We start from the raw sequence: 18,630 nt of genomic DNA, 5'->3' as shown, positions 1-18,630 counted from the left end.
AATATAGTATATTACAAAATAAATTTTCAATGATTTATTCTTGTTAATCGAAGTTTGCTGGTATGATTTAACATCAGTCAATTAATATTTTTTACAATATTATAAACCCCAGATGTAACCTAAATCATACCTCAAATACGATTAAATTAAACTCATTTTTAAATTATTTATAACATTAGTTCAATATATCTTATCATGACAAAATGTATCATGGTTCAGGGAACATCATCCAATGCCGGAAAAAGTATGCTCGTAGCCGCATTATGTAGAATTTATAAAAATAGAGGATATAAAGTAGCTCCTTTTAAATCCCAAAACATGTCCTTAAACTCCTACACCACAAAAGAAAATGGAGAAATTGGAATAGCTCAAATGCTACAGGCAGAAGCCGCAATGGTTGAACCAAGCATACATATGAATCCAATTTTACTTAAACCAAAAGGAGATTTTACTTCCAATGTTATCATCCAAGGAAAATCAATTGGAGATATGAATTTTTATGATTACCAGCACAAATACCACGACACCGCATTAAAGGCAATTCGTGAAAGTTTTGAAATATTGTCTAATGAATATGAGGTTATAATTATTGAAGGCGCAGGTTCTCCGGCCGAAATCAATATGAGGAAACAGGACATTGCAAATATGGAAATTGCCCACATGGCAGATGCCAATGTAATTCTAATAGCTGATATTGAAATGGGAGGAGTGTTTGCGGCAATCGCAGGAACTTACGTCCTTTTAGATGATTATGACCGATCAAGGCTAAAAGCCACTGTAATTAATAAATTCAGAGGCAATTTAGATATTCTAAAACCTGGGCTTGACAGAATTGAAGAGATAACTGGCGAACCTGTTTTAGGAGTCTTGCCTTACGATGAAACATTGAAGTTGCCTGAAGAGGATTCCGCATCCTTGACCACACATGTCTTTGCAGAGGACAAAGACATAAGCATCGGAGTCATCAGGCTTCCGAAAATAGCCAACTTCACCGATATAGATCCTTTTGAATATGAAGAGGATGTCGCCCTTAAGATGATAGGAATCAACGATGAAATTGGAGATGTTGATGCAATAATCATTCCAGGAACACGTAACTCAACAGAAGACATGTATGCGCTTCGCGAAAGCGGTTTGGCAGAGCAAATCATTGAAAAATCATCTGAAATTCCAATAGTTGGAATTTGTGGAGGTCTGCAAATCTTAGGCAATGTCATTCATGATGATGAAAAACGTGAATCAAAACATGGTACAATCGAAGGTTTAGGCCTTTTAGACATTGAATCTAGTTTTTCAAGAGAAGGCAAAATTGTTACTCAATCTGTTGCTGCAATACCTGACAATTTAGAAGGCATTGCCGGCGAAATGTTTAAAGACATCATTGGTGAAGAAGTGACCGGTTATGAAATCCATGAAGGAACAACTGAACTTTTAGCTTCATCCAGATTACTAAATATTAAAAAAGGCCAAGGAAACAACGAAGACGGCAAAATTGATGGAGCGTCATCAGGAAATATCTTTGCAACATACTTCCATGGAATATTCCACAATTATAACTTTAGAAGAGAGTTCTTAAACTACATAAGAGTTAAGAAAGGTCTTGAAGCAAAATATGGTGAGGATCCATACGAAACTCAAAAAGACTACTCATTAAACAGACTTGCTGAAATTGTGGAAGAGCACATTGATATGGACATTATTGATAAATTACTATTTGGATAGAAAAACCGTATTATTTAAAAACTTTAAAAAACATATTAATATTATCAAATTTTTGGAGATTCAAAAAATGATTTTAGATGTAAAAGCAACTAATAAAAAATCCGGTGAAGTAATTTCATTCGCATTAGAAGGTAACTCAGACGAAGGATTCTTATATGAAGGAACCCACATGCAAGAAGTAACTGATAATAAAATCAGAGAAGTTTGTAACGGTTTAATCTTACTCGGTTCCCCAATTTACACCATTAAATCTGGTGAAACTGAAACTATTGAAAACATGACTTTTGTTACTGAAGTTACAGCAGAATAATTCTGCTTACTCTTTTTTATTTTACTTTTTACCATAATCTAGTTTGATTATCAATATAGCTAGGTTCAACTATTTCTTTTACAGTGCTTTCATTATCAACATTACCAATCAGAAGCGGTGAATCAGGATTATGCAGCTTCTGATTCCTTTTGACTAGATTTAATGAGTAATTTGCATAAAAGTATAGAAATTATCTACCTCAAATTTAAAACTTGTTTAGTATAATACGAACAAACAATACCTAAAAAGTATACGAATTATCCATTACTTTTTTTGAATATGTTCGAATATATCAAACAAATATTACTTACCAAATGCTCTTACAAAAATGGATATAATTATAATTAACATATATAAAACCAATAATATAATTTTTAAATTAAAGCAAGGAGGAAACATATGCCAGAATTCAAACTTATTGAAAAGTTATTATACAAAAGTGAACAGAACAACATAGAAGCTGAATTTTTAATAGGAAACGAAACCCTATGGGCGAGTCAAAAAGTTGTAGCAGAGATTTTTGGAACCAGTTCTCAAAATATATCAAAGCATTTCATTAAAATAATCGAAGATGAAGAGTTAGAAGAAAACGAAGTATCCATATCCTCTAAAAAGTTGTTTGAAAACCAAAATGAGTTTATCAACTCAGAGTTGATAAACTCTAAAAAAGGCGGAAGACCACAAAAATGGTATAATCTTGATGCAATCATATCAATAGGATATAGAATCAACAGTAAAGAAGCAACCCAGTTTCGTCGCTGGGCCAATAAAATTTTAAAGGAATATATGGTGAAAGGATTTGTCGTAGATAAAGAACTTCTGAAAAAAGGTGGAAGATTTACAGAGGACTATTTCGATGAATTATTAGAAACAATACGTGAAATAAGGGCTTCAGAGAGAAGATTCAATCAAAAAATCACAGATATTTATGCAACAAGCTTTGATTATGACAAAAATGCAGATATCACAAAAGAATTCTTTGCTACAGTACAGAACAAACTGATATATGCAATAAGCAACAATACTGCTGCCGAAATCATAGAAACACGAAGCGATATTGAAAAAACCCATATGGGATTGACAACTTGGAAAAAAGCACCAAATGGAAAAATACTCCAAAGTGATGTAGTCATATCAAAAAATTATTTAAATCAGAACGAATTATCTAGATTAAACAGTTTAGTGGAAGGTTTTTTAAATTTAGCTGAATCACGTGCTGAAGATAGAATCCCAATGGGAATGAAGGATTGGAAGGAACTACTGGATGATTACCTTAAACTTCGAAGACTGCCAATTTTAGTTGGTAAGGGTAAAATCTCAGCCGAAGAAGCTAGAGAACATGTGCTTGAAAAATATGAAAAATTCCGAGTTTTACAAGATAAGAACTTCATTTCTGACTTTGATCAAATGATTTTAGATATCAAACGACTCGAGGAGAAATAAATAATACATATTCAATAGAGCATGTTTCAAAAAGAGCATTTAAAGTAATTTTTGTTGTGTATCAATATAGCTAGGCTCAGAAATCTCCTTTACAACATCACTCTCTTTAACATTCCAATTAATAGTGGAGAATCTGGATCATGAAGCTTGAAATTCCTTTTAACCAGATTTGTAGAATAATTTGCATAACAATAATTGTTAGAACTCATTTTTCAATAAATAATTAATAATCTAAAAAAAACAACACAATCATCGAAAAAAAGAACTGTAAAAAAATGTTATTTAATGTCTTATTGTAGAGATAAATCCCACAATATTCTCACAGACATTAAATACATCACACCTAATAGAGGTTAACTTTAAAATTAACTCTCTTGTGTAAATAATTTATGGAATATCATATATAAACTTAATTATTTTATAAAATGGCAATTAAATAGTGGACATCTAAGGGAAAAAATCTCCAGAAAACGTGAATGTTTTCAAAAGACTATCATCGATAATTGATTTATATTTAATTGCCTAAAACGAAGGTGAAAATATGAATTATTATCTCAAATTGCCATTATAGTCATTAATAACTTTAATAATTGAAAGAATATTAAAACTATATGATACAATTATGAAGATAATAATCTCCATTACTTATCACCCCCTTTAGGTGTGATGAGGGATTACCATAACAGTTGTGAGAAAAACTGCAATGATTAGCAAATAAATATAATAAGTTAAAAATCATATTTATCTACCTCCCAACACATTTTATATTGGAGATTTTTTAACTGAATATATATAGTTTAATCAAAAATTTAAAGCTTGTTGAAGCCACTTCGTAAAATTGTAGTGAGAAAAACATCCCCTATATAGTTTACGGTGAAATTAAAATTCAAAAATAAAAAATAATTATATTAATTTAGTTTGCCCATCAATGAAACTTGGTTCTGAAATTTCTTTTACAACATCACTATCCTTAACATTACCAATTAAAAGAGGTGAATCTAGATTATGCAACTTCTGATTCATTTTAACAAGCTTTGTGGAATAATTTGCATAACAATACCTGCAGCCATGCATGCAAGTGTTATATGCTCCAATATCCCTTCCAAATATACAATCACATTCGCGGATTTCATATTTTCCTTTAGGAATCTTAAGATTTTTTCCGATGGCATTTTCTATAACTTTTGTAGTCATGCACCCTGATGAATCAAACCCAAACTGGTCAAGCAATGTTCCCTCAACACATGTTTTCATTTTAATATCATATTTACTAGCAATTTTTGCAAATTCTTCACCAATGACCAATTTTTCTTGTGTTGTAACTTCTTTTACCTCAGGAAAATTTTTTAAAACTTTTTGATACAGATCAATGAAACTGATAGTGCAATCATTTGTATATGTTGACAATCGTGAGGCGAATTCCTCAAATTTTTCAATATGAAAATCTAGAGAATATTTTTCTGTAATAAAAATAGGATCATATCTCCAAGAAACCTTATTAACCCCTAATGAGTCAGATAGTTGTTTAAATGATTTAATCACATTTTTATAATTAGGAACATTGACTTCAATATCCCTGCCATAGGGAGTGATTGTTACAAACCAGAATTGTCTGAATTGTGAGAGTTTATCTAAATTGTTCAATAAGGGTTTTGGGTTTTTAGTGCAAAAACATAAACAATCAATGATTCTAGAATCTAAAGGATATTTATAAATATCGTTATTATACGGATTTTTAGAGCAAACAAATCCTTCCTCAATTCTGTTTAAGAGCCACTTTGAGTAAAAAGCAGGAATATCTGTTCTTGAACCAGTATTGATTATCATAAAAAAAGAAAAAGTAAAAGAGACCTATAAGTCTCTTCCAAAAATGTGTACAGCTGCAGTACCGCCGGTACCTCCAATGTTGTGAGTCATACCGATTTCTGCACCTTCTACTTGACGTGCTCCAGCTTCTCCTCTAAGTTGCCATACGATTTCAGCAGCTTGAGCAATACCGGTAGCGCCTAATGGGTGTCCACGTGCTTTAAGACCACCTGATGAGTTGATTGGGAAATCACCATCGATTTCAGTTTGACCTTCTTCAATAGCTATTCCTCCTTTACCCTTTTCAGCGAATCCTAAGTCTTCAACTGCCAATAATCCATTAATGGAGAAACAGTCGTGCACTTCAGTAACGTCAATGTCCTTGCATGTAACTCCTGCCATTTCATAAGCTTTTCTGGAAGCCACTTTTGTAGATTCAATGGTAGTGATATCTTTTCTATCGTGTAAAGTTAAAGTTCCAGAAGCTTGTGCAGAAGCCTTTACATAAATTGGAGTGTCAGTGTACTTTTTAGCATCTTCAGCAGGCACCATTACAACTGCCGCTGCCCCGTCACTTACTGGAGAACAGTCCAATAATGTTAATGGGTCTGCAACCATTGTAGAGTTGATTACCTTATCTACACTAATTTCAAATGGGAATTGTGCATTTGGATTTTTGGATGCATTTTTGTGGTTCACTACGGAAAACTGTGCTAACTGTTCACGTGTAGTGCCATATTCATGCATGTGTCTTTTTGCAATCATTGCATATAATGATGGGAAAGTAGCACCTTGTTGAGCTTCCCATTCCTGATCTGATGCGGTAGCAATAGCTGGAGTAGCATCTACTACATCAGTCATCTTTTCAACACCTGCAGAAATTACAACATCATGGAAACCTGATGCAACCGCCATGATACCTTGTCTTAATGCCAATCCACCTGATGCACAAGCAGCTTCAACTCTTGTGGTTGGAACAGGATTAAGACCTACATGGTCAGAAATAAGTGCTGCAATGTGTTCTTGTTGTACAAATAGTCCAGAGGACATGTTTCCAACAAACATTGCTTCAATATCATTACCGTCAATGTCAGCATCCACTAAAGCCTTTACACCCGCTTCAGCAATTAAATCTCTGAATGATGAATCCCATAATTCACCAAATTTTGTTTGTGAAACTCCGATAATCGCAACATCTCTCATTTTTAAGCCCCCTTACATTTTGATTTTACCTTTATATTTAGCATAAACAGCATAATCGACATAAGTCTTTTGGTCAATGATGCTTTGTGTTTTTGGAGCTAATTCTCTTCTTTCAACAATTTCATCTTTAACGGTTATTGTGAAACCGTCACTTCCAGCACCTGAACCGTATGAAATAACAAATATGTTATCTCCAGGCTCTGCAACATCCAAAATATTGGATAATGCTAAAGGTACAGCACCGGAATATGTGTTTCCAATATTTGGAGTCAATAAACCTTGTTTAATTTGATCATCACTAAATCCTAATTTTTTACCTGCCCTCAAGTAAAATTTACCGTTAGGCTGGTGGAAACATGCATAATCGTAATCTTCAGGTTTTGAGTCAGTTTCTTCAAATAACATTTTTGCTGCACTCAAAACATGTTTAAAGTAAGCAGGTTCACCTGTGAAACGTCCACCGTGAGATGGGTAGTCTTGACCTTCCCTTCTGTAGAAATCAGGAGTGTCTGTTGTAAAACTGCATGTATGGTTAATATCAGCTATTGTATTTTCCTTACCGATAATATAAGCCGCACCACCTGCAGATGCAGTGTATTCCAAAGCATCACCAGGAGCTCCTTGTGATGTATCAGCACCAATTGCCAATGCATATTCTACCATTCCAGATTCTACAAGACCCATTGACATTTGTATGCCTGCTGTTCCTGCTTTACAAGCAAATTCCAAATCAGCTGCAGTTAACTTTGGAGTTGCGCAAACCGCTTCAGCTACAATGGAAGCAGTTGGTTTTACTGCATATGGATGTGATTCGGAACCAACATAAACGGCACCAATTTTTGATGGATCAATCTGAGCTCTTGCAAGTGCATATCTTGCAGCAGTAACTGCAATAGTTGCAGTATCCTCATCAGGAGAAGGTACGGATTTTTCATTAACAACTAATCCTCTTGATAAAGCTACAGGGTCATCCCCCCATACCTTAGCAATCTCTTCTACCTTTATTCTATATGATGGCACATGTGCCCCATATCCTACTATTCCTACCATTAAATCACCTTAAATTATAATCTTAACGTAATTAAAAATTAATTTAATTATTTATATTATATTCTTATTATTATATAAAAGTAACTAAAATAGCTCATTTTTTAAACAAAAAAAGAATTTTAAAAAAAAAATATTAAAACAAGATGCAGTCGCCGGGATTCGAACCCGGGTTGTAGGCTTGGAAGGCCCAAGTAATAACCAGACTATACCACGACTGCATATAAAAAAATGCGGCGTCCGGGATTTGAACCCGGGTCGCTAACGTGGCAGGCTAGAGTCTTAACCAGGCTGGACTAACACCGCATAAAAACTAACAACAACTAAACATATGTTTTAATAATATATAAAGGTTTCGCCATAATGATAAATATGAGTGAAAATTAGATTTTTACGGCAGTAATACAAATCCAATCATTTTCTTCATTGATATAGGCTTTAAAATCCTTGAAACCGGTTTTTTCCAATGATTCTTTTAAAACATCTTCTGAATATATTTTCATATCCAATAGTTCTACTAAATCATCATATTTTTCCATTTCTCCTTCTCTATAAACTGCTTCATTGCAGAAAAAGACTAATCCTCCTTTTTTTAGAACCCTATTAACTTCCTTTAAATCATTGATAAAGTCCGGCCAAAAATAAATTGTTTCAAATCCAGTTACAATATCAAAAGTTTCATCGTAAAATGGCATTTCAGAAACGGATCCCTGCAATACATTAACAATTCCTCTATCAATAGCTTCTTTGTTTAATTCGATTGATTTTTCAACACTGACATCAGAATAATCTATTCCAACAACTCTTCCCTCATCGGAAATCTGTTCTGCAAACCTTTCAATGTTTCTTCCACCGCCACATCCAATATCTAGAATTTTGTTATCCTTTTCGATTTCAAAATGGGTTACTCCCCATTGTGCCATTGATTCGTGAGATTTATTCATTCTATCAAGGATTTGATGACCTAGCTCCCCTTCCGGTTTTCTTGCGTTTTTAATTAATTCCTTATTTTCAATATGATGACCTGTATTTACTTTATCATTATCGCTCATAGTATCACTTTTTCATTCCCTTACGGGTTTTTATGGCTTGTCCAGTTTCAAACTGCTCTATTTCACAGGCGCCCAGCAATGCTTTTCCATAAGCCAATAATTTATCTTCTTCATTTACAATTAAAACTTCATCTTTTGCACGGATGTTTTCGTCACAATCTACGACAAATTTGCAAAATACACTTTTTCCATCCAATGCAAATGGTTCTGAGTCTTTATTTACAACAACTCTATTTTGCGGATAAGGCATGGCATTGTGAAGTCTTTTTGCACCTTCTTTTGATAAGATTAAATAAGAATCAGAGGCCCTCATATTTACAATCAAAACTTTGCCATCGTAAATATGTCTGATTTTACCTGTTTTTTTACTTTTTTCGATGTTGATATTTCCTGTAAATAATGCTTCTCCGGCTCCAACTCCAAATTGATAATCGGCAATTGCTTTAACTTTTTTAACATCATCTTTTTGATATCTTATCTCATCAGAACTGCATCTATTATAAAGGCCAATTTCCAGGTCTTTAATTATTTTCGAATGGATTAAAACTTGTTCATAATACTCTACAAATTCATTAATGAAATCTTCAATGAATTCAATGCTGTCCACATCGCGAGTTTTAGGAGCGTCATTTTGGCTTAATGGATAGACTTCATCGATTTCCAATGGTATTAATCCGAACGGTATGTCTAAAACCATAAAATCAGTATTTTCTAAATCCAATTCCTGTTCAGAACCATATATATAGAATTCGCCAAGTTTTCCTGAGATAAATTTAGAGTAAGGTTTTTTTGTTGGAGGCAAAATCACTAAATCACGTTTTTTAGGCATTTCACGTAATTTTTGCATATGCCTCAATACTTCCGGTCTGCATAATGATTCCGGACCTGTGTAGAAAAATGCTGATTTCTTACTTCTAGGTTCATATTTTTCCAAATCGCTGGAATAATTCCCAAGTTGTCTTTGAGCTTCCAGGAGTGCTGGGTGAGCACGGCATCTTTCTTCAACAAGCTCCATCAAATTCCCATCATAAATTGCCTGCCTAATTAATCTTAACTCCGCAAATGAAACATGCAAATTATGTTGAGCTATTAAATCACGTCTTTGCTCTTTAGGCATTGCCCTTAAATCATCGGGAGTGTATTTAGTGCACACTTCACAAGAACATGGCATTTCCTGCAGGTTTTCTAATTTAAATGTTCCTCTTGTTGATAAAAGCCTGTCATCTTCTGCATACAAGATATATGCTGCTGAGTCAAATAAATCACAACCCATTGCAACACATAATGCAAATATCATAGGGTGTCCTGCGCCCATTAGATGACGAGGAACTGTATCTGACAGTTCTTTCATTGAGTTCATCACAACATCAACAAGATCTTTATAATGATATGATTCCATTAATGGAACAACTGCTCCGATTGGATACAAATCGGCATCTAAAGCGGATAATTCTTTTGCACATTCCCGTCTTAAATCAAGGAATGTGGATCCCTGCACTACAGAATTTAATAACATTTCCATATTCTGTTCTTTTTTATATTCTATTGCTTCACGGGCCCTTTCAAGAGTGATTTTCATGTCACTTTCTGCCTTTTCCCTGTCAACAAATGGGGCAGTCGGAATATCTAAACTTGTTCCGATATCTGTTTTAATTAATTCTTGGAACTCGATAACCTCTTTATTTGTTATTTCCACATCTCCATAGACAGACAATTGAAATGACCCTGAATCTGTCATGATAGGTCCATCGAAGTTAATTAACTTATGTAATCCTTCATCAATAGCTTTTTGTTTTAAGTCAGGATCTTTATAAATCAAATAAGCATTGGTTATTACAATATCCGCACCGTATTTACTTACATCCAAAGCTTGTTTTCTGGGATGAATAACCGGCATTAATGCAGGAGTTTTTACGTCTCCATGTTTGGTTTTTAAAACACCAACACGTCCTTTTCCATCTTTTGCTTTAATCTCGAACATTTATTTTACCTTACTACAATTCTTTAAAATAACATTTAAATTAGAAATTATATAAATTTTGCTCATCAAAGACTTTAAAAATGATAAAAACATGTAAATTAATTATTATTAAGAAAGATTGCATTAAAAAAAATCTAATAAACAAATTATATTTCTAAACTAATACTATTAATTAAAATAATCAAGTATTTAAAGTTTTAGAAACTAAACTATCACCTAGATAAAATGAGTTATGAAAATAGTGCTAGAATAATTAATGATGACATATTCGATTTGATAAATGAAACTTTTGCTAAGGAAAAAAGTAGTCGAAATAATGAATACAGACTAAATTTTTTTGACACTTATAACGATTACTTTGTTTTAACCGATGATGGATCTTATTCTATTAACTCAAAAGAAATAAACAACAAAGTTGAAACATTACATACATCTACCGGTGCAATAAGTGAGTCATTTGAGAAGTTTATCAAACCGATGAAATTTGATTATTCAAAAGACATCGCCATTTTAGACATATGTGCCGGACTGGGCTATAACTCATCAGCGGCAATAGCTGACTTCATGAAAAATTCAACCGCCAATCTGACAATAGACATGGTTGAAATATCAAAAGCAACATTTGCCTGCGGACTCTTAGTACCCTCACCAATCCCAGAACATGACATTACCAAAAAAGCCATTGAGGATGAGCTGATTGCACAGGATTATGCGACTTTAAGTTTAGAAACTGCGGAAATTCCTAAAAATATTAATATTAATGTATTTATTGAAGACGCCAGACAAACTGTACAAAACCTTAAAGACAATACTTATGATGCAATATTCTTAGACCCGTTCAGCCAGAATATGGCTCCAGAATTGTTTTCAGTTGAATTCTTCAAAGAATTCAGACGAGTGATTAAGGATGACGGGATAGTTGCAACATACACCTCATCAGCACCTGTCAGAGAAGGATTCATTGAAGCTGACTTTTACATCGGATTGGGACCTATATTTGGAAGAATGCAAGGGGGAACATTGGCCAGTCCAAATCCGGAAATGCTTGATTGGGCTTTGCCGAAAAACGATGAAATAAGGATAGCCCTATCAGACGTAGGAATTCCGTTTAGGGATCCCGGTTTAAACAGTTCCAGTGAATTAATACTGGATACAAGAACCGAAGAAAGACACAATGCAAGACACAACACAAAAATTTCCTCGGCTGTCAAAACACCGATATTCCTAGGCCAGGAAATGGATGATGAAAAACTAAAAAGACGTGTGGAACGCAATCTTGCAAAAATGAATATCCCTTCAACAACTTCCCCTGAAGCAAATTATATTGTAGAAGTTGAAAACGATTACGCAGAAAGGCAGAATTCAGAAAACAATTCAACAAACAGAATTCTAAAAATGAAAAAAAGATTAAAAAAAGTTAAGATGGGAAATTATATTCGCACATAATTTCCGCTTTTAAGTATATATGCTATATCTTTTGAAGATTTTTCAGGCCCGGATATGACTTTTAGGTACATTGGATTTGAATTAATGTGTTCTTTACCGAATATTGAGAAATCAGCGTCACAATCTTTACAGAAGATAGTACCTTCAACACTTCCACCTTCCTTGTTACCAGTCGCCGGGAAAACACCCCAATTGGAGGTTTCATCTCCAGCCCAAAAGATACCCCAATACAGATTATGACCATGGCAATGAGGACAAGTTCTTTCAAATTCCACCATATAGAAACTATAACCATACTTTGATAATTCCCCTGATGCAGATGGCCTGCCTATAGCCAAAATTGTCAATCCGTCTTCAGAAACACCATACTTATCATATGATATTCCCATACGGTCGTTAACAATGGTAATCTTCTTGGTTATTGTATAACCTGTATCCAAATCTTTACAAACAACATTATACTTTCCGACAGGCAATTTGAATTTGACAGTTGCAATACCTTTGGAATTGGTTTTGACCTTGTGAACTTGGCCATTGAGTGTTATTTGCATATATGTCTTTTTAGCCACATTTCCGTTCTGTTTATATAAAGTAACCTGATATGCTGAAGCTTCATTGGCTATTGCCCCAATGTTATACGCTTTAATCGAAGCTAATTTCACATAAACCTTTTTGCTTACGGAATATTTAGTAAATGGGTCCACTGATCTGAAAACATAGGTTCCTTTTGGCAGCTTGAATTTGAGAGTTGCAACACCGTTGGAATCCGTTTTAACTTTTTTCCTAGCCCCATCGATATATATGTACATCTTTTTATTTTTTGCCAATTTTCCATTTGGTTTATGTAATGTTACTTTAAATTTGGATTTGACATCAGTGAAAACCTTCATGGACTTGGCGGATAATGGTGCCAATACTGTAATAGTTTTAGTTTTCTTTTCGCCTGTTTTTGGATTAATCACTTTTATTTTATAAGTTCCAGGTTGAGATAAAATCTTTAAGGAAGCAACACCCTTGGAATTTGTCTTTTTATGATAGGTAATTCCTTTAATTTTAAATGTGATGTATTCTTTCTTGAGGACTTTACCGTTTGACTTGAAGAATTGGGCTTTGAACTTTTTTGAACCCAAATAATACTTATTAAGATTATATGCACTAATTGATGATTTGACGGTTATCTTATTAGAAACCTGATATCCATTAGGATGAATTGCATATACTACATAATCTCCAGCTTTTAAATCAATAGCAAGACTGGCCACACCATTATTATCCGTTTTTTGCGTATATGTAACTCCATTTAATTTAAATTTGACCTCAGTATTTTTTAATGGACTGCCTTTTGAGTTTAAAAAAGTGGCAGTATATTTTTTTGAACCTTTATATGGTTTAGTAACATCACCCGCCTTAATTACAGGCAATACCTTAATCTTATTAGTTGTAGTAATGTTGCCAAAAATAGCTGAGATTGTATAAGTGTTCGGTTTCAAATCTAAAACAAGGGAAGCTTTACCTGAAGAGTCGGTAGTTCTTTCATAACTTGCTCCGTTAAGCTTCAATGTGATCTTTGCACCGTTTACGGGAACAGTTCCATTGCGCAATATTACACTGTAACTTGAACCGCCCTTATAATACATAGTTACATCATTACCAGTCAATGAATATTGATTTTCACCGGCAGTTAATGTGCCGTTGTCTTCATTAGCCTGATAAGCTGAACTTTCACTGGTGGATAGAATTTCCATGTCTCCCGATGGAGGTTCCTCATCCACATCACTAGTAATCATGTCATCAGTTGAGTTTGTATCAGCAGCGACAGCTGCAGATAGGGACAACATAAAAACTAGCGTAATTAAAATTAAACTAATTTTTTTATTAAACATACGTTAACCCCATTTAACATTTGTTTATAATAAAGTGTTAATAGTTTAATGTATAAAAAGCTTTTGATTTCTAAAAAAAGCACAAATAAGTTAAATTTTGAATAAATAAGTCAAAAAAAGTTAATAATCACTATAAAAAGGTTAAATTGATTGAAATTGATATCAAAAGACAAGAGTAATTTAAAATTGACATATTTTACAAAGCTATTATTTAAAATCCACCTAACCTGCTGAAATATCAGGATAATTAGTTTTGACAAATTCAATAGCTTAAAAAATTAAATAACTGAAATATATTAAATAAATATAAAAAAAATAGATTTTAATAGCTAAAATGAAATTTAAGCTAATAAAAAAGATTATTCAACAGTAACACATTTTGCTAAATTTTTAGGCTTATCCGGGTCATGCCCTTTCTCAAGAGTAATGTAATAAGCTATCAATTGCAACGGCACAATATAAACCAATGGAGCAATGATTTCTTTTACATCACCATTAATTGCAATTATGTCATCTGCCTTGGCTTTTAGAGATTCATCATTAACTGAACCGATAGCCAAAACATTAGCTCCTCTAGATTTTACTTCCTCTAAATTACTCATTGTTTTTTTATAATTGTCTCCAGGAGGAATTACAACAACAACAGGAATTCCCTCATCAATTAAAGCTAAAGGACCGTGTTTTAGTTCGCCCGCTGCATAACCTTCCCCATGAATGTAAGTAATTTCCTTAAGTTTTAAAGCGCCTTCAAGTGCAGTAGGGTATGAGTAACCTCTTCCCAAATAGAAGAAATCACGTGCATAATTATATCTTTTTGATAAATCCTTAATCAAGTCAACACTTTCTAATGTTTCATCAATGAATTCAGGTACCTTTTCAAGCTCTTTTAAAAGTTCAACATTTTTAGATATTAATGCCGCCAACAAATAAATTGCAGTTAACTGAGCAACATAAGTTTTAGTTGCTGCAACCCCTATTTCAGGACCTGCTTGAGTTTGAATTACATATTTTGCTCTTCGAGTAATTGATGAACCTGCAACATTAACAATACCCAATGTCTTTGAAGTTTCATTAGCTACATCCAATGCTTTAAGAGAATCGGCAGTTTCACCAGATTGAGATATGAAAATAACTAATGTTTTATCATTTAAAGTATTCGCTGAATATTTAAATTCTGAAGCGAGAATAACATCAGTAGGAATGCCTGCAAGAGATTCAATTAAATATTTACCGGTTAAGGATGCATGGTAAGAAGTTCCGCAAGCTACAAAACATATTCTTTGAATATCGCCCACATCACCAATAATTTCTTGAATATTGTCCTTTTGAGTTAGAGTATTCCTCACAGCAATTGCCTGCTCATTGATTTCCTTAATCATGAAATGATCATAACCTTCTTTTTCAGCCATCTCAGGTGTCCAATTAATAGTGTCAATCTCTTTATTGACCACATTATCAAATTCATCATGAACAACGACACCATCCCTGTCTATAATAACGATTTCTCCTCTTTCCGGATAAATTATATCGCGAGCATATTTTAGGATAGCTGGAGAATCTGAAGCAAGATAATAGCCGTCTTCACCAATTCCAACAATTAAAGGTGAGTCTTTACGTGTTGCAACAATTTTATCAGGTTCATTGACACTAATGGCAGCTATTGCATAAGCTCCTTCAATCACATCAATTGTTTTTCTGACAGCATGCTCCAAATCAAATTTTTCATCCATAAATTTTTGAATTAAATGTGGAATTACTTCAGTATCAGTATCTGATTTAAAAACATGACCTTCAAGGATTAATTTTTCTTTAATTTCCAAATAATTTTCAATAATACCATTATGGACAACAGCTACATGATTATCCTCATCAACATGAGGATGTGAATTTAATTTTGATGGGTCACCATGTGTAGCCCATCTAACATGAGCTATACCAAAGTTTCCAGGCATGTCAGTAAGGTTTAATTTCTTATCCACCTCAACAATTTTACCCTTATCTTTTTTAATGAAGAGTTTATCATCACTGAAAGTTGCTAAACCTATTGAATCATATCCTCTGTATTCTAATTTGGATATGCAATCAAATAGAATGGGTGCTACATCCCCATCCTCCTTTAATATGCATCCTACAATTCCGCACATGCTATTCACCTTTGATAATCATAAATATCCTTATACATTTTTACAACATCCCCAATGATCATGATTGCTGGAGTGTTGATTTCTTTATCTGAAATATCCTCCAATGTGCCGAATACAAGATTTTCATCAGGTAATGTTCCGCTCTCAACAACACAAACCGGTGTGTCAGGTGACCGATATTTCATTATTTCTGAAGTATTTTCTTTGATATTTCCAATACCCATCAATATTATTAAAGTATCAGCAGTATAATCCCAATGAACTTGGCTTTCGGCCTTTGTCGGGTCTTCATGACCAGTCACTATTGTAACTGATGTGGCTACTGCCCTGTGAGTTACCGGTAGTCCAAGAGAAGTTGGTGCTCCAATAGCTGAAGTTACACCTGGAATTACTTCAAATTTGATATCATGTTCCATCAAAGCCAATATCTCTTCTCCACCACGACCAAAGACAAAAGGGTCTCCGCCTTTAAGTCTTACAACATTTTCATGATTTTGAGCCTGTTCAATGATTAACTCATTAATTTCATCCTGAGTTTTATAATGCTCGCCCGCTTTTTTACCGACATATATTCTTTCCGCAGTTTCAGGAGCATGAGCCAATATTTCTTCATTAGCCAAATAATCATATAAAACAACATCAGCTTTATTTAGAGCTTTTACAGCTTTAAGAGTTATTAAATCAGCATCTCCAGGTCCTGCACCAATTAAATAAACTACCATTTTATCACGTTATAAAAATCCTTTAAAGAAGTTTAAACCATCATCCGAACCGAATATTTCCTCACATGCTCTTTCTGGGTGAGGCATCATAGCACAAACAAGACCAGATTCATCACAAACACTAGTGATAGCTTCCATAGAACCATTAGGGTTTTTACCTTCGAACTGCAATACGATTTGGTCTTGGTCTTTTAACAAATCAATGTCTTCTGTGTAAAATCTTCCTTCTGCATGAGCTATTGGAAGCGCAATACTCTGACCTTTATCAAATGCTTTTGTAAAGGGGGTTCTGTTGGTTGCAACCTTTAAATCAACCCATTCACAATTAAATTTAGGGTTCTCATTTGTAATGAATATTCCTGGAACAAGTCCGATTTCTCCTAAAATCTGTGCTCCATTACAAATTCCTAAAACTGGTTTTTCTTCTTTTACCAATTGCTTAATACCATCAATAACTGGTGTGATTGAAGCCATTGCACCAGCTCTTAAGTAATCGCCATATGAAAATCCTCCAGGAATAACAATTCCATCATAGTCTGTTAATTTTTCTTCACTCCACCAGACATATTCTGGGTTGAGACCAGCCAGTTCGCATGCTTGTGCTACATCACGGTCACAATTAGTTCCTGGAAATCTAATTACTCCAATTTTCATTATTACACCTTATTTACCGCAAGCCATGTTTTGTGGAATAACATTAATTTTATAATCATGAATTACAGGATTACAAAGTAATCTTTCACACATGTCAACGACATTTTCTCTGATTACTTCTCTGTCTTCACCTTCCATTTGGAACTTAATGGTTTCAACGGTTTTAACGTTATTAACTTCATAGCCTAATAAATCAAGAGACCTTTCAATTGTTGTTGCTTCAGGGTTTAACATACCACTTTTCAAAGAAATTTTCACTTCAATATCGAATAACACTTAAATCACCTTTTCATCATCCGGAATAACTCTATTATAAACTTCAATATAGGCATCCATTACTTCATCATCTTTTCCTTTTCTAAACAATTCCTTATCTAGCATGTCCAAGGTTTCACTATCCCACAATCTGCAACTGTCAGGGGAAATTTCATCACCTAAAAGAATGTTTCCATCTTTATCCTTACCGAATTCAACTTTATAATCAACTAAGATAATTCCCGCATCAGCAAAGAATTTGGTTAAGACTTCATTGATTTTCAAAGCCTTTTCAGTTAAGATATCAATTTCTTCTTGAGTTGCGATTCCTAATGCTTTTATAAGAGAATCATTTAACATTGGATCGTGATATTCATCATCTTTAAAGTCCATTTGAACAACTGGCGGTTCTAATCTAGTACCATCAGCAATAGGATATTTGCGGACTAAACTGCCTGTAGCAATATTTCTCACAATAACTTCAATTGGAATCATATCCAGCTTTTTTGCAATCATGACATTTGGTTCAGGCAAGTCAATGAACTGGGTTTCAACACCGTTTTCATCTAAAACCTTAAAGATTTTAGCAGAAATTACGGCATTGTAAGCTCCTTTATCATTCATAACTTCTTTTCTTGCACCATCACCAGCAGTCATATCATCTCTAAACTCAATGATTACTACATTGTCATCATCTGTGGTAAATACGCTTTTTACTTTTCCACTATTAATTAACTCTTTTTTGTCCATGATATCAACAAAATTATTAAATTATTATAATATAATTTTAGAAGTTAATATTATATAAAAATAGTTAAAAATTGACTCTTTCAAAAACTTTGTTGATTTGAAATTTTTTAATGAAAATTAGTTTGTAATTTTTAATTTTGCTTAAAAATAGTTAAATTTAATAAATAGGTGGAGTAAAAGTTTTTATTATGCATAACCAAAAAACAAATACT

At 33.6% G+C, this 18,630-nt stretch carries 15 protein-coding genes and 2 tRNA genes; 4 read left to right on the top strand and 13 right to left on the bottom strand.

Going from position 1 to position 18,630, the window contains the following annotated elements; translation table 11 throughout:
- Positions 1 to 195 precede the first annotated feature (195 nt).
- From cobQ to rhuM, 3 genes are all read left to right on the top strand, one after another.
- Positions 196 to 1,722, top strand: a complete 1,527-nt coding sequence (gene cobQ, locus IKS50_RS07995) for a cobyric acid synthase CobQ (RefSeq protein WP_292848091.1) — start codon at positions 196 to 198, stop codon at positions 1,720 to 1,722.
- 67 nt (positions 1,723 to 1,789) lie between these two features.
- The gene (locus IKS50_RS07990; protein WP_292848088.1) at positions 1,790 to 2,032 is read left to right on the top strand and encodes a hypothetical protein; all 243 of its coding nucleotides are present in this window, start codon (positions 1,790 to 1,792) and stop codon (positions 2,030 to 2,032) included.
- 399 nt (positions 2,033 to 2,431) lie between these two features.
- Positions 2,432 to 3,475 carry a RhuM family protein gene (rhuM, locus tag IKS50_RS07985; RefSeq protein ID WP_292848085.1) on the top strand — a complete coding sequence of 348 codons (1,044 nt, stop codon included), beginning with the start codon at positions 2,432 to 2,434 and terminating at the stop codon, positions 3,473 to 3,475.
- A 903-nt stretch (positions 3,476 to 4,378) separates the two neighbouring features.
- On the opposite strand, the gene IKS50_RS07980 is transcribed toward rhuM, so the two are convergent.
- The 7 genes from IKS50_RS07980 to tgtA form a co-directional block, all read right to left on the bottom strand.
- Positions 4,379 to 5,302 (bottom strand): DUF1848 domain-containing protein, encoded by a 924-nt coding sequence (locus IKS50_RS07980; protein ID WP_292848082.1) that lies wholly within the window; start codon positions 5,300 to 5,302, stop codon positions 4,379 to 4,381.
- A 24-nt stretch (positions 5,303 to 5,326) separates the two neighbouring features.
- Complete coding sequence (locus IKS50_RS07975) at positions 5,327 to 6,484, bottom strand: thiolase domain-containing protein (RefSeq protein ID WP_292848079.1); 1,158 nt, start codon at positions 6,482 to 6,484, stop codon at positions 5,327 to 5,329.
- A gap of 12 nt (positions 6,485 to 6,496) precedes the next feature.
- Entirely contained in the window at positions 6,497 to 7,534 is a 1,038-nt protein-coding gene (locus tag IKS50_RS07970) for a hydroxymethylglutaryl-CoA synthase (RefSeq protein ID WP_292848076.1), read from the bottom strand.
- A 144-nt stretch (positions 7,535 to 7,678) separates the two neighbouring features.
- A tRNA-Gly gene (locus tag IKS50_RS07965) sits at positions 7,679 to 7,752 on the bottom strand.
- Between the two features lie 11 nt (positions 7,753 to 7,763).
- A tRNA-Gly gene (locus IKS50_RS07960) sits at positions 7,764 to 7,837 on the bottom strand.
- Between the two features lie 77 nt (positions 7,838 to 7,914).
- Positions 7,915 to 8,583 carry a class I SAM-dependent methyltransferase gene (locus tag IKS50_RS07955; protein ID WP_292848073.1) on the bottom strand — a complete coding sequence of 223 codons (669 nt, stop codon included), beginning with the start codon at positions 8,581 to 8,583 and terminating at the stop codon, positions 7,915 to 7,917.
- Positions 8,584 to 8,587: 4 nt separating this feature from the next.
- A complete protein-coding gene (gene tgtA, locus IKS50_RS07950) occupies positions 8,588 to 10,564 on the bottom strand; it encodes a tRNA guanosine(15) transglycosylase TgtA (protein ID WP_292848069.1) in 1,977 nt (658 codons plus the stop codon).
- Positions 10,565 to 10,789: 225 nt separating this feature from the next.
- Between tgtA and IKS50_RS07945 the strand changes: the two genes are divergently transcribed.
- A complete protein-coding gene (locus IKS50_RS07945) occupies positions 10,790 to 12,010 on the top strand; it encodes an MnmC family methyltransferase (RefSeq protein WP_292848066.1) in 1,221 nt (406 codons plus the stop codon).
- Here IKS50_RS07945 and IKS50_RS07940 read toward each other — a convergent pair.
- The 6 genes from IKS50_RS07940 to purC all read right to left on the bottom strand — a co-directional run bounded on the left by IKS50_RS07940 (position 11,995) and on the right by purC (position 18,418).
- Positions 11,995 to 13,893 (bottom strand): collagen binding domain-containing protein, encoded by a 1,899-nt coding sequence (locus IKS50_RS07940; protein ID WP_292848063.1) that lies wholly within the window; start codon positions 13,891 to 13,893, stop codon positions 11,995 to 11,997. The two genes, IKS50_RS07945 and IKS50_RS07940, sit on opposite strands and share 16 nt — an antisense overlap.
- A gap of 359 nt (positions 13,894 to 14,252) precedes the next feature.
- The gene (gene glmS / locus IKS50_RS07935) at positions 14,253 to 16,037 is read right to left on the bottom strand and encodes a glutamine--fructose-6-phosphate transaminase (isomerizing) (protein WP_292848060.1); all 1,785 of its coding nucleotides are present in this window, start codon (positions 16,035 to 16,037) and stop codon (positions 14,253 to 14,255) included.
- Positions 16,038 to 16,042: 5 nt separating this feature from the next.
- The gene (cobA, locus tag IKS50_RS07930; protein ID WP_292848057.1) at positions 16,043 to 16,759 is read right to left on the bottom strand and encodes a uroporphyrinogen-III C-methyltransferase; all 717 of its coding nucleotides are present in this window, start codon (positions 16,757 to 16,759) and stop codon (positions 16,043 to 16,045) included.
- Between the two features lie 9 nt (positions 16,760 to 16,768).
- Entirely contained in the window at positions 16,769 to 17,413 is a 645-nt protein-coding gene (gene purQ, locus IKS50_RS07925; protein WP_292848054.1) for a phosphoribosylformylglycinamidine synthase subunit PurQ, read from the bottom strand.
- Between the two features lie 9 nt (positions 17,414 to 17,422).
- Positions 17,423 to 17,689: a phosphoribosylformylglycinamidine synthase subunit PurS gene (gene purS, locus IKS50_RS07920; protein WP_292848051.1), complete on the bottom strand. Its 267-nt coding sequence runs from the start codon at positions 17,687 to 17,689 to the stop codon at positions 17,423 to 17,425.
- Positions 17,690 to 18,418 carry a phosphoribosylaminoimidazolesuccinocarboxamide synthase gene (gene purC, locus IKS50_RS07915; protein ID WP_292848048.1) on the bottom strand — a complete coding sequence of 243 codons (729 nt, stop codon included), beginning with the start codon at positions 18,416 to 18,418 and terminating at the stop codon, positions 17,690 to 17,692. It lies immediately after the preceding gene.
- Between the last annotated feature and the right edge of the window lie 212 nt (positions 18,419 to 18,630).

It is taken from the genome of Methanobrevibacter sp. (assembly GCF_017539065.1).
In the GTDB taxonomy this organism is placed as follows: Archaea; Methanobacteriota; Methanobacteria; order Methanobacteriales; family Methanobacteriaceae; genus Methanocatella.
Note: the sequence above shows the minus strand (reverse complement) of the source record. Positions and strands in the feature narration are given on the sequence as shown.